This window comes from Streptomyces sp. AC512_CC834 (assembly GCF_019049325.1).
GTDB lineage: Bacteria > Actinomycetota > Actinomycetes > Streptomycetales > Streptomycetaceae > Streptomyces.
Window position 1 is genome coordinate 124,721 of the sequence record NZ_JAGMUO010000024.1, and the last position, 12,482, is coordinate 137,202.

The window sequence follows — 12,482 nt, forward strand, 5'->3', positions numbered from 1 at the left end:
ATGCTGCTCGAAGTGCGCGACCTGCACGTGGAGTTCCACACCCGGGACGGCGTGGCCAAGGCCGTCAACGGCGTCAGCTACGGCGTGGACGCGGGCGAGACCCTCGCGGTGCTCGGCGAGTCCGGCTCCGGCAAGTCCGTCACCGCCCAGACCGTCATGGGCATCCTCGACGTCCCACCCGGCCGGATCACCGCGGGCGAGGTGGTCTTCGAGGGCCGGGACCTGCTGAAGCTGAAGGAGGAGGAACGCCGCAAGGTCCGCGGCGCCGAGATGGCGATGATCTTCCAGGACGCGCTGTCGTCGCTGAACCCGGTCCTGACCGTCGGCGCCCAGCTCGCCGAGATGTTCACCGTGCACCGCGGCATGTCCCGCAAGGACGCCCACGCCAAGGCCGTCGAGCTGATGGACCGCGTCCGCATCCCGGCCGCCAAGGAGCGGGTGCGGCAGTACCCGCACCAGTTCTCCGGCGGCATGCGCCAACGCATCATGATCGCGATGGCGATGGCCCTGGAACCCAAGCTGATCATCGCCGACGAGCCGACCACCGCCCTGGACGTCACCGTCCAGGCCCAGGTCATGGAGCTGCTCGCGGAACTCCAGCGCGAACTGCACATGGGCCTGATCCTCATCACCCACGACCTGGGCGTGGTCGCCGACGTCGCCGACAAGATCGCCGTCATGTACGCGGGCCGGATCGTGGAGACGGCACCCGTCCACGACATCTACAAGAACCCCGCCCACCCCTACACCCGCGGCCTGCTGGACTCGATCCCGCGCCTGGACCAGAAGGGCCAGGAGCTGTACGCCATCAAGGGCCTGCCGCCCAACCTCACCCGCATCCCGCCCGGCTGCGCCTTCCACCCCCGCTGCCCGATGGCCCAGGACGTCTGCCGCACCGACGTACCACCCCTCTACGACGTCACGGACTCCGACGCGGAGCGGGGCAGCGCCTGCCACTTCTGGAGGGAGTGCCTGCATGGCTGAGGCGACGGATCCGATCCTCGAAGTGCGCGGGCTGGTCAAGCACTACCCGCTCACCTCCGGCATCCTCTTCAAGAAGCAGGTCGGCGCGGTGAAGGCCGTCGACGGCGTCGACTTCCACCTCGACCGCGGCGAAACGCGGGGCATCGTCGGCGAGTCCGGCTGCGGCAAGTCCACGGTCGCCAAGATGCTGGTCAACCTGGAGAAGCCGACGGCCGGCGAGATCCGCTACAAGGGCGAGGACATCACCCGCCTGTCGGGCAAGGCCCTGAAGTCCGTACGCCGGAACATCCAGATGGTCTTCCAGGACCCGTACACGTCCCTCAACCCCCGCATGACCGTCGGCGACATCATCGGCGAGGCCTACGACATCCATCCGGAGGTCGCGCCGAAGGGCGACCGGCGCGGACGCGTCCAGCAACTCCTGGACGTGGTCGGTCTGAACCCGGAGTACATCAACCGCTACCCCCACCAGTTCTCCGGCGGCCAGCGCCAGCGCATCGGCATCGCGCGCGGCCTGGCGCTGCGCCCGGAGATCATCGTCGCCGACGAGCCCGTCTCGGCCCTCGACGTGTCGGTCCAGGCACAGGTGATCAACCTGATGGCCCGGCTCCAGGACGAGTTCGACCTCTCCTACATCTTCATCGCCCACGACCTCTCGATCGTGCGGCACATCTCCGACCGGGTCGGCGTGATGTACCTCGGCCGCATCGTGGAGACCGGCAGGGACGCGGAGATCTACGACCATCCCACGCACCCCTACACGCAGGCGCTGCTGTCCGCCGTACCGGTGCCCGACCCGGAGGCCCGGGAACACCGCGAGCGGATCATCCTCGCCGGTGACGTCCCCTCCCCGACCAACATCCCCTCCGGCTGCCGTTTCCGCACCCGCTGCTGGAAGGCCCAGGAACGCTGCGCCCTGGAGGTGCCCGCGCTGGCGGTGCCCGCCGAGTTCCGGGGCGTCTCCGGCCCCGCGGCCCACGACTCGGCGTGCCACTTCGCGGAGGAGAAACAGGTGGTCCCACCGGAGGAGCCCGGCCCGCACGGCCCCCACGGCCCCCACGGTTCGCACCGGGAGGACGGCGAGGGCGGATGACACGGCGGGTCGGGCCGGGGCGACACGGTCCTCCGTGCCACTGCGTGCCAGTCGGAGCGGTAGTCAACGGCCCGCAGTGGCTAGGACGGTGCGGGCAGTGACCGCTTGAGGAAGTCCACCTGGAGCAGCAGCAGGTTCTCGGCGACCGACTCCTGCGGGGTCATGTGGGTGACGCCGGACAGCGGCAGCACCTCGTGCGGGCGGCCGGCCGCCAGCAGGGCCGAGGACAGGCGCAGGGAGTGGGCGACGACGACGTTGTCGTCCGCCAGTCCGTGGATGACCATCATGGGCCGGTGCGGCTCGGCGGCGTCGACCAGTCCGGTGTCGTCGATCACCGAGTTCCGGCGGTAGACGTCGGGCTGCTCGCCGGGGTGACCGATGTACCGCTCCTGGTAGTGCGTGTCGTAGAGCCGCAGGTCGGTGACCGGGGCGCCGACGACCGCGGCGTGGAAGACGTCGGGCCGGCGCAGCGCGGCCAGGGCGGCCAGATAGCCACCGAAGGACCATCCGCGGATGGCGACGCGGTTCAGGTCAAGCGGGAAGTCGGCGGCCAGGGCGTGCAGCGCGTCGACCTGGTCCTGGAGGACGATCGCGGCCACGTCGTCCTTGATGGCCTTCTCCCAGGCGGGGGAGCGCCCCGGAGTGCCCCGCCCGTCGGCGACGACCACCGCGAACCCCTGGTCGGCGAACCACTGCGAGGTGAGGTACGCGTTGTGCGCGGCCACCACTCGCTGTCCGTGCGGGCCACCGTACGGGTCCAGGAGCACGGGGAGGAGGGTGTCATCGTGGTAGTCCGTTGGCATAAGCACGGCGCACGGGACACGTCGTGCGCCCCCTTGGGTGAGCGTCACGCGCGGGGACAAACCGGGGTCTTCGGTGTACGAGGCGATGACCGCCGTCGGCTTCCCGTCCCGGAGCACCTGTGCCCGCGCCCCCGCCCGGTCGAGGGTGGCGGAGACGAGAACGGTCACGCCCCCCGCGCGCACCGCCGAGTGCACGCCGGGCTCCTGCGACACGCGCTCCACGCCGAGTTCGTTCACCCGGTACACGTGCACCTCGCCGGTCTCCGGGTCGGCCGCCTCCTCGCCCGCCGACGCGGATACCAGCACGTCGTCGGCGGAGACGTCGAGCACCGCCCGCAGGTGCAACTGCGCGCCGGTGAGCAGGCGTTCACCGACCGCCAGGACGCGCGCACCGCCCTCGTCGGCGATCCGCACGAGCTGCCCGGAAGGGCTCCAGCAGGGCACGCCGGGGAAGAGTTCCAGCCAAATTGGATCTTCGTCGGCGTGCACCATCCGGGTCGTCCCGGACTCGGTGTCCACGGCCAGGAACAACTGGCTGCGCTGGTCGCGCGCCTGTACGAGAAGGAGTGGCGCACCCGCCGCTGACCAGTGCACTCGCGCCAGATACGGATACCGCGCCCGGTCCCAGAGGACCTCCGTGCGCCCCCCGTCGAGACCGATCACGAACAGCCGTACGTCCGCGTTGGGAGTGCCGGCCGCCGGGTACGGCACGTGTTGTGGATCACGTCCGGGGTGGGCCGGGTCGGAGATCCACCAGCGCTGGACCGGTGTGTCGTCCACCCGGGCCACCAGCAGTCGGTCCGACTCCGGGCTCCACCAGAAGCCCCGGCTGCGCGCCATCTCCTCGGCCGCGACGAACTCGGCGAGCCCGTACGTGACGCCCTCGCCGTCCGACTCGGCCAGCGCCCTGTCCCCGTCCCCCTCGGCGCCCACGACCCGCAGGGCGCCCCGGGCGACGTAGGCGACGTGCCGGCCGTCGGGGGAGGGGCGCGGGTCGATCACCGGCCCGGGGGTGGGCAGTGCGCGCGCCGTGCCGACCCGCAACTCGGCCGTGAAGAGCCGCCCCGACAGCGCGAAGGAGGCCAGCTCGACCGCCGAGTCGGTGGCATAGCCGACGATGCCCGCGCCGCCCTCGCGGCTGCGTTCACGCCTCGCCCGCTCCTGGGACGACAGACGCTCCTGGGCGCCGCCCAGAAGGGCGCGCGGGTCGGCGGCGACGCGTTCCTCGCCCGTCCCGGCATCGAGGACCCACAGCGAATTGGCCCGGTCCGTGCCGGTATCGGAGCGCAGGAAGGCGACCCGTGAACCATCGGGCGCCACGGTGAACGAACGCGGCGCGCCGAGCGTGAACCGCTGGGTGCGCGCGTGCCGTTTGGGGAAGGAGTCGGGCTCGGTCGTCATGCCTTGACCATATTGGCCATGCGCCCCCTTGTGCGGCCGTGCGCCGAGAGATGCGCACGCACGGATAGTTATGATCACTAGCGCATAGTGGGTATCAACCAGGTGCCCGCCGCGTGGATTTATCTGCGTGCCCTGTCCCAAGCTCCGACTGCGACCGACCCCCCCCATGTCCCTGGGCCTTTTTGGAGGTGAGCCGCCGTGGCACTCTCGATTTCGGCGGTTGTGCTGCTGGCGATCATCGTCTTCCTGCTGGTCAAGAAGTCAGGCCTGAAGGCGGGGCATGCGGTGGTCTGCATGCTCCTCGGCTTCTACCTGGCCTCGTCGACGATGGCTCCCACGATCAGTGAGCTGACGACGAACATCGCGGGGATGATCGGAAGCATCAGCTTCTGACTCCGCAACCGACCGGCGGGCCGGTGGCGTCCCTGTACCCGGAGCGCAGAGAACTTCGGGGAGACGGAGACGCCGACACATGACGAACAGCGTGCTGGGCATCCTGGTGTGCGGCCTGGTCGGAGCGCTGCTCCTGTGGGCCGCGCTGCACGACGCCGCACGGGTACGCCGACTGCGCCGGCACGGGGTCCTCGCCTCCGGCATGGTGGTCGACAACGTACGGGTGCGCGGCGCTCAGGGCAGCCCCTCGTGGGCGCCGATCATCGCCTTCGCCGACCAGCGCGGCTACCGCGTGGAGTTCACGCCGAGCATGCGCGGATCCGGGATGGGGCTCGCGACCGGCCGCGAGGTCACCGTGATCTATCTGCCCCAAGACCCGCAGGCGGCCCGCGTGTTCATGCGGCGTCACATGACCGGCCCGGTGTACTTCATGCTGGCCGTGGCCCTGGTCTTCCTGGGCGTCGCCGTAGTGATCGCCGTGACGGCCTGACGGCCCGGGAAGTTGCGTTACGCGACCTGATCGCCCGTGGCAAGGTCAACCTCGACATCCTGGGCGGCGAAGTGGACGTACCGGGGGTCTCCTGCAAACGCGTGAGCACTCCCGCCCCTACTGTCATCCGGGCGCTCACCTGAGCGTCTGGATGACAGTAAGATGCCACTTGCTCACGCTTTCGGGAGGGTGTGTCAGTCCTCGGCCGCGTACGGCAGGAATCCGGCCCACGCGGCGGCGGCGATCTCCACGCAGGAGTCGCCCTCGCTGCGCCCCGTACCCGGCCGCCACGGCGAAGTCGTTGACCCGTAGGCCGGCCGCCTCCCGACGTAGCCTCAACTGCCGTCCCGCCGTGGCCACAACGGCCAGTGCCCGACAGTGTCGTCCGGAACTTCAGCATGCTGCCGTCGTCCACCCCGCGGTGCCCACCTCGCCCGCCCGCTCGCCATGGACACGCTCCGGAGCTGTGGGCTCCCGCACGAGCGGGCGAGTCATGTCATCGCGGAACTGGCTGCCAACGCAGCCACCCACCCACGGCCGCCTGCCCCACAAGTACCGGAGGCGGAGGGTGAGTCGGGGAGGGGCCTGCCGGCCGTCAGCCGCCCATTGACGTCACCGCCAGAAGCACTCGTCGATGATGATCTGCGGGTCGGTGGCGCGCGGTGTGAAGTGGTAGCGCAGCCAGCCTCGGCCGTGGCCGAAGTAGAGGACGTGTTCGCCGCCGGGACGGGTCGACTGGACGGGCTCCACGCTCATGCCCGGCGGCAGGTCCCGGTCCGTGTCGATGCCCCGGAAGTACGGGTCGTGCGCGGTGACGAGTTCGGCGCGGGCGGCGTCCACCAGATCGCGGCCCTCGTCGGGCAGGGCGTTGCGGTTGTCCTCGGCTTCCTGGGTCCAGTCAGCCTGCCAGGGCGGGCCCATGAAGTCGTTGGTCACTGGCCGGGCTCCGCCTTGGCGGCGGCGCGGCGGATGCGTCCGGCTTCCTCGATCATCGCCTTCGCGCGGGTGTAGTCGGGTTCCTGTGTCGCATCGTCCTCCAGGCGGTGGACATGCGCCTCCAGCGCGGAATCGCGGCAGAGGGCGTACTCGCCCCACCAGCGGGCCATGAAGGCGGGGACGGGGGCCAGGTCGTAGGCGTCGGCGATGTCGCGGCGCCAGTGCCGGTCGAAGTCGACCAGGAGCTGCGGCGCGTGCTGTGCGATGGCGGCCCGTAGGGCCTTCGGGGTCCGTTCGGGCATGGGGGGGACGGACGATCCGCTGTTCAGGGATGCGGTGGTCATGAGGAGCGATGTTTCCCTTCGGGGCGCCGGTCAGGCGGCGGTGCGGAGCACGGACGGCTCGGCTGCTTCCGGCGTGGTCTGCTGTGACGGTCGTCCGGCCCGGGTCCGGCGAGCCGCGATCGCGGCGCGGATCTTGGCCACACGGTCACGCTTGACGCCGAGGAGTCGTGCGACGTGCTCGATGCGGCCGTACGGAATCGGATGGTCGGGCGTGCTGGAGGTGGCCGCGCATACGAGTTCGGCGAGCCTTTCCCGCTCCCGGCGCACGTCCTGCTCGAGCTGTCGGACCACCTCCTGCTGATGGGCGACGGCCGTCAGCGCCGGCGTCTTGAGATCGCGTGCGTATCGCAGGTCCTCGGCACTCATACGTCCGAGGATTGCACACGAGCAACACACCCAACAGTCAATCCCGCGAGGATGCACTCTCGTATGCCTGTCCCTGTGTCATCGCATGCCACGGAGCAGGAAACGGCGCCAAGGACCAGCCGATGCCGGGGCTGCACACTGGGCTGCTCGACACCGGAACCCGAGTCCTCGCGCTTCGGTGGCGTCGACGACTGAAAGACAAAAAACCCGGGGGAAAGCAACCCCACCAAACCCGACCCTCCCGCCCGTGGCCGCACTCACTCGGGCGGGTGAACATCGCCGGTCCGGCTGGATTTCCGGGCACGAGAGGCCCGACGCTCAGGGCAACGCACCACCACGACCGCAGACATGAGACGGCCCCCGCCGGGACAGCAATCCCAATGCGAGGGCCTCACCACCGAGGAAGAGAAGAGCTTCCCAAATGGCTGTTCAGAACCCTAGCGTGCCCCCGCGCGCCGAGGCCCGCCCCGCAGGTAACAAACACCCGAACCGGCGCCCCGGCACGCCCCGTACTCGGGCGGGGGGCTCCAGCACGACAACACCGTTACCGAGACCGTAGTCAGGTCTCAGCATTCCGGGCATTTCTGCCCGGGAAGGTCCGTCTCGTCACCAGAGCGTGAGGGCTTCGGTTTGAGTACGGTCTCTCGCTTCTGTCTGCCGTTGCTGCGGCAGGGTTGCGCCACCTGCCCGCCCCGCTCCCGCCTTGCGGCGGGGGCGGTTGGCGCGGGTCTTCTGGTCGGCTCCACGAGGCTTCGACACCCGGGGGGTGTCCTGGTCTCCGGCCACTCCGGTACCAGTGGTGCTGGCTGCCGCGAGTGCGGCGAGGTTGAGTGCGGCGTTGTCGTCCCGGTCGATGACCAGGCCGCAGAGGTCGCACTGGTAGGTCCTCACGTGCAGCGGCAGCTTGGCTTTCACCGCGCCGCACCCGGAACAGGTCTTGGAGGAGGGGTACCAGCGGTCGGCGACCACGAGGCGGGTGGCGTGGCGCTGGCGGGTCTTGTACTCGAGTTGGCGGCGGATCTCCCTGAATCCGGCGTCGGCGATATGGCGGGCGAGGCGCCGGTTGCGGAGCATGCCGGCGACGTTGAGGTCCTCGACCACGACGGTGCCGTACTCGGCAGCCACCGTGGTGGTGAGCTTGTGCAGGGCGTCTTCGCGGAGGTTCGCCACCCGGTGGTGCACGCGGTTGCGTGCGGCGTTGGCCTTCTCCCACCGCTTCGACGGTTTGCGTCCGGTCCTGCGGTCGGGGCCCTGGCGGCGGGAGACGACGCGGGATGCGCGGCGCAGATGCTTGCGCGCGGCGTCGTAGTGCCCGGGATTCGCGACGGTGCGGATCTCGCCCGTGCTGTCGGCCATGACCGCGAGGCTCTTCACGCCGAGATCGATGCCGACCGCCACGTCCGGGCGCGCCACGCGTTCGAGGTCGCGCTTGACCTCGGCCTGGAACGAGACGAGCCAGCGTCCCCGCTCGTGGCGGACGGTCGCGGACAGAATTCGAGCGGTCCCGGCCTGGATGCGGGCGAGGAGTTTCACCGTGGGCTCGTGGGTGCGCAGCGTGCCGAGCCGGGGCAGGGTGACGTGCCGGCCGTCGGCGTCGACACGGATGGTGCCGGTGGTGAACCGGCAGGCGAGGCGCGCCTTCCGCTTCACCTTGAACCGGGGCGCGCCGATGCGCTTGCCGCGCCGCTTGCCCTGCTTGGACTTCGCGTAGTTGTCGAACGCGGCAGCGGCGCCTGCCAGCCCGGTGGAGTACGCCTCCTTGGAGTTTTCCTCCCACCAGACGGCGAACCTCGGATCGGTGTGCTTGGCGGCGTTGAACGCCTTCCGCAGCGAGGGCAGCGACCACGGCCGCCACTCGGTCAGCTCCTCCTCGCCGATGCCGTACGTCTCCTCCGCTCGGCGCTGCCACCAGGAGGCGGTCACCCAGCCGACAGCCCAGTTGTAGGCGGCACGCGCCGCACCGCAGTGCGAGCGCAACGCGGCCTCCTGGACGGCGTTCGGGTCCAGCGCGAACCGGAACGCCTGCACCACGAACCCGGGCTGCGGCCGGAACTTCTTCACTTAAGCGGCCTCGCCGGTCGCCACGGCCACCGCGCGGGCAGCGCGGTTCTTCGCCGCGCGGCGCCCGTACAGGCGCGCACACATCGACGTCAGCACCTCGGTGATGTCCCGCACCAGGTCGTCAGCGGTCTCGGTGGGGTCGAGGACGACCAGGCGCCGCCCGGACGCCGACAGCACGGCTTCGAGGTGCTCGACCCCGAACCGGGCCAGCCGGTCACGGTGCTCGACCACGATCACCGCCGCCTGCGGGTCGGACAGTACCCGGTGCAGCCTGCGGCGCCGACCGTTCAACCCCGAGCCGGCCTCGGCGACGACCTCGGCGACAGCCAGACCCAGCCCGTTCGCGCCGGACACGACCCGGGCGGCCTGCCGCTCAAGGTCGGCCTTCTGGTCGGCGGACGACACGCGGCAGTACGCCACCACACGCCCGGACGGCTGGACGGCGACCTCGTCGACCAGCCACGTACCGGAAGGCGCCTGGCGGACCGGGACGGGCATCTTCCCGTCCTTCACCCACCGCCAGGCGGTCTGGTAGCTCACGCCCTGCCGACGGGCCCACTCCGAAAGCTTCACAAGACCAAAGTACGCGAGACACATAACTAGAAATGACTATGAATGACTAGAACATCTGTAGCAGCATTCACCCCCCCACACCACCCGTTTCACGGTGATCGGCAACCACCTCGCCCAGCACCAGAAGCTCTCGCTCCTCGCCATCGGCCTCGGCACGCACCTCCAGTCGCTGCCGAAGGGCGCCCCCGCCGACATCAAGACCCTCGCTGCCCGGTTCCCCGAGGGCGCCACCCGTATCGCGGCCGCACTGCGCGTGACTTTGTTCAGTCCTCGGACGACACGCTGCCCGGCAAGTTCGAGATCACCAAGGAAGGGATTGTCCACGACATGACGTCGCCCAGCGGTGGCCACGAGCTGACCACACTGCGGCTCCGGAAGCGCCTGGAAAAGGTGATGCCGGAAGAGATCGTGGCGCACACCGGTGAGCCGGACGTGGAGGACGAGCCCCAAGGTGTGATGCGGCGACCCGATCTGATGGTGATCGCCGAGGAGGACATGAACATCGAGGGGTCGTTCGACCCCCGCACGGGCACCGGCGCCGTCTTCACCGACATCCACTCCACCCCGGAGGGGCCCCGCTACGCGGTGCGCAAGAGCTTCGTCTACGGCGAGGACGTCACCATCGGAGAGTGGACCATTTCCACGAGCGGCCTGCCGCGCTACCGGGACGCCGACGCGGAAGCGTGAGAGTCACCCTCGTCCACGAGGGGAAGAAGTCAACGATGAGAAGAATTGTTGGCAAAGGTGCTGCTGAGCCGTCAAGTTACGTTCGGATACGGTCTGTTGTGATCCCGGCGTTAGTGGCAGCCGCACTTCTGATGGTCCTGCTGCCCAACGCCTCCGTCGCCGACGCCGGGGCGGAGGCGGGGACGCCGGGCCGTGGGCTCTCCATCGACACGGTGTCCACGCGAGCCGACATGGTCACGGGCGGCGACGTGCTCGTCCAGGTGAAGGTGGGGCGCGGGGCGGACGTCGGGCAGGTCCGGGTCGCCCGTGACGGCGTGGACGTGACCGACGCGTTCTCGGCGCGGGACGGGGACCCGCGCACCCTCACGGGCCTGGTCACCGGACTGCGGACCGGCCAGAACCGGATCACGGCCGCCGTCGAGGGCTCGCCCGCCCGGCGAGCGTCCGTGCGGGTGACCAACCATCCGACGACCGGTCCGGTGATCAGCGGACCGCACGAGCAGCCCTTCGTCTGCTCCACCGAAGACTTCGAACTCGTCGACGGTTCGACCCTCGGCCGCGCCCTCGACGAGGACTGCTCGATCCGCACCCGCGTCGACTACGCGTACCGCTCGACGGACGGCACGGTGAAACCGCTGCCCGACCCGGCGCGGGAACCCGCCGACCTGGCCACGACCACCACCACCGCCGGGCTGCGCGTGCCCTTCCTCATCCGCATCGAGACCGGCACCGTCAACCGCGCCGTCTACCAGATATCCATGCTGGCGGACCCGGCAGCGTCCGCACCGAGCCGCAGCGACCGCAGCCCGGGCTGGAACGAACGGCTGATCTACACCTTCGGCGGCGGCTGCCGGGGCGGCTGGTACACGCAGGGCTCCCGTACCGGCGGGGTCCTGGACACCGAGATGCTCGGCCGTGGATACGCCGTCGCATCGTCGTCGCTCAACGTCTTCGGCAACAACTGCAACGATCTCCTGGCCGCCGAGACCACGATGATGGTCAAGGAACACTTCGCCGAACGCTACGGAACGCCGCGCTTCACCATCGGCTGGGGCTGCTCCGGAGGCTCCTACCAGAGCCACCAGATCGCCGACAACTACCCCGGACTGCTCGACGGAATCATCGTCGGATGCAGCTTCCCGGACGTCACCTCGGCGACGAACCTCTCCCTTCTCGACTCCCGGCTGCTGCATCACTACTTCACGCGGACGGCTGCCGCACGCACGTCGACGGGCGAGTCCGTGGAGGACCACGCCGGCACTCCCCGACCGTTCACCCTCGAACAGCAACGCGCCGTCTCCGGATTCCGGGAGCACGCGAGCATCGCCAACCTCAGTGACGGAGCCAAACGCCTCGACCCGGACGCGGAGTTCCCCGCCAACCTGCCCGCCGAACTGCGCTACGACGCGCAGACCAACCCCGACGGCGCGCGCGGCACGGTCTTCGACCACACGGTGAACGTGTACGGCACCGACGCACGCACCGGAGCCGCGCTGCGCCCCCTGGACAACGTCGGCGTGCAGTACGGTCTCGACGCGCTGAACGCCGGGCAGATCGACAAGGCTCAGTTCATCGACCTCAACACCAGGATCGGCGGCATCGACCGGGACGCCGACTTCACCACCGGCCGCGTGCGCGCGGACGCCTCGGCGACGAGCGCTGCCTACCGCACGGGCCGCATCCTGTCGGGCGGCGGCGGTCTGGCGAGCACGCCGATCATCGGCCACCGCTCCTACACGGACGACCTGCCCGGCGGCGACATCCACATGGCCGTACACGGATTCTCGACCCGGGCACGGCTGATCGCGGCGAACGGCACCGCTGCCAACCAGGTCATGCTGGAGGAGGACAACCGGTACGGCTTCAGCCTGCGCAGCCCCGCCCTGCGCTACGCGCTGACGCAGATGGACGCCTGGCTGACCTCGCTGACTTCGCTGACCGGGGACGGTCGGGCCGGACAGGCGGCCGGTTCCGCGCGGCCCTCCGCAGACGCGGTGATCGCCCACAAACCGGCCGGTCTGACCGACGCGTGCTGGACCCGGGACGACGAGCCCCGCAAGATCGAGCAGCGGCTCGACCAGGACAACCGGGGGAAGTGTGGCGAGCTGTACCCGGCGTACGAGACCCCCCGCCTCGCGGCGGGAGCCCCGCTCGCGGACGACGTGATCGCCTGTCGGCTGCGGCCGGTCGACAGGGCGGACTACGCGGTCGACTTCAGCCGTGCCGAGCTGCGCGCGCTCCGTGCCGCGTTCCCCTCGGGCGTCTGCGACTGGAGCCGTCCCGGACGTGAGCAACAGCCGCTCGCCGGCACCTGGCAGGCCCTGCCGAACCGCGCCCACCAGCCCTGACCT

At 70.1% G+C, this 12,482-nt stretch carries 12 protein-coding genes and 2 pseudogenes; 7 read left to right on the forward strand and 7 right to left on the reverse strand.

The window, feature by feature from the left end:
* Both KUM40_RS09495 and KUM40_RS09500 read left to right on the forward strand, forming a co-directional pair.
* Positions 1–984 (forward strand): ABC transporter ATP-binding protein, encoded by a 984-nt coding sequence (locus KUM40_RS09495; RefSeq protein WP_217165001.1) that lies wholly within the window; start codon positions 1–3, stop codon positions 982–984.
* Complete coding sequence (locus tag KUM40_RS09500) at positions 977–2,077, forward strand: ABC transporter ATP-binding protein (RefSeq protein WP_217165003.1); 1,101 nt, start codon at positions 977–979, stop codon at positions 2,075–2,077. The genes KUM40_RS09495 and KUM40_RS09500 overlap by 8 nt, the downstream gene beginning before the upstream one ends.
* 80 nt (positions 2,078–2,157) lie before the next feature.
* Here the strand turns inward: KUM40_RS09500 and KUM40_RS09505 are convergent, their stop codons facing one another.
* The gene (locus tag KUM40_RS09505; RefSeq protein ID WP_217165005.1) at positions 2,158–4,281 is read right to left on the reverse strand and encodes a S9 family peptidase; all 2,124 of its coding nucleotides are present in this window, start codon (positions 4,279–4,281) and stop codon (positions 2,158–2,160) included.
* A 198-nt stretch (positions 4,282–4,479) separates the two neighbouring features.
* On the opposite strand from KUM40_RS09505, the gene KUM40_RS09510 reads away from it, so the two are divergent.
* On the forward strand, positions 4,480–4,674 hold the full coding sequence (locus KUM40_RS09510; protein WP_217165007.1) for a hypothetical protein: 195 nt from the start codon (positions 4,480–4,482) through the stop codon (positions 4,672–4,674).
* A gap of 79 nt (positions 4,675–4,753) precedes the next feature.
* The gene (locus KUM40_RS09515; protein ID WP_217165009.1) at positions 4,754–5,164 is read left to right on the forward strand and encodes a DUF3592 domain-containing protein; all 411 of its coding nucleotides are present in this window, start codon (positions 4,754–4,756) and stop codon (positions 5,162–5,164) included.
* 273 nt (positions 5,165–5,437) lie between these two features.
* On the opposite strand, the pseudogene KUM40_RS41175 reads toward KUM40_RS09515, so the two are convergent.
* From KUM40_RS41175 to KUM40_RS09540, 6 genes and pseudogenes are all read right to left on the reverse strand, one after another.
* Positions 5,438–5,536: pseudogene (locus KUM40_RS41175) on the reverse strand (transcriptional regulator); the annotation flags it as partial.
* Positions 5,537–5,776: 240 nt separating this feature from the next.
* Entirely contained in the window at positions 5,777–6,100 is a 324-nt protein-coding gene (locus KUM40_RS09520) for a hypothetical protein (protein WP_217165011.1), read from the reverse strand.
* Positions 6,097–6,444, reverse strand: a complete 348-nt coding sequence (locus KUM40_RS09525; protein ID WP_217165013.1) for a hypothetical protein — start codon at positions 6,442–6,444, stop codon at positions 6,097–6,099. The genes KUM40_RS09520 and KUM40_RS09525 overlap by 4 nt, the downstream gene beginning before the upstream one ends.
* A 30-nt stretch (positions 6,445–6,474) precedes the next feature.
* Positions 6,475–6,810, reverse strand: coding sequence for a hypothetical protein (locus KUM40_RS09530; protein ID WP_217165015.1), 336 nt, complete (start codon positions 6,808–6,810; stop codon positions 6,475–6,477).
* A 606-nt stretch (positions 6,811–7,416) separates the two neighbouring features.
* Positions 7,417–8,871, reverse strand: a complete 1,455-nt coding sequence (gene tnpB, locus KUM40_RS09535; protein ID WP_217165017.1) for an IS607 family element RNA-guided endonuclease TnpB — start codon at positions 8,869–8,871, stop codon at positions 7,417–7,419.
* On the reverse strand, positions 8,872–9,444 hold the full coding sequence (locus tag KUM40_RS09540; RefSeq protein ID WP_217165019.1) for an IS607 family transposase: 573 nt from the start codon (positions 9,442–9,444) through the stop codon (positions 8,872–8,874).
* A 76-nt stretch (positions 9,445–9,520) separates the two neighbouring features.
* Here KUM40_RS09540 and KUM40_RS09545 point away from each other — a divergent pair.
* The 3 genes and pseudogenes from KUM40_RS09545 to KUM40_RS09555 all read left to right on the forward strand — a co-directional run.
* A pseudogene (locus tag KUM40_RS09545) lies at positions 9,521–9,697 on the forward strand (helix-turn-helix domain-containing protein); the annotation flags it as partial.
* Between the two features lie 74 nt (positions 9,698–9,771).
* A complete protein-coding gene (locus tag KUM40_RS09550; protein ID WP_374227361.1) occupies positions 9,772–10,131 on the forward strand; it encodes a hypothetical protein in 360 nt (119 codons plus the stop codon).
* A 113-nt stretch (positions 10,132–10,244) separates the two neighbouring features.
* A complete protein-coding gene (locus tag KUM40_RS09555) occupies positions 10,245–12,479 on the forward strand; it encodes a DUF6351 family protein (protein ID WP_308401101.1) in 2,235 nt (744 codons plus the stop codon).
* Positions 12,480–12,482: the final 3 nt, after the last annotated feature.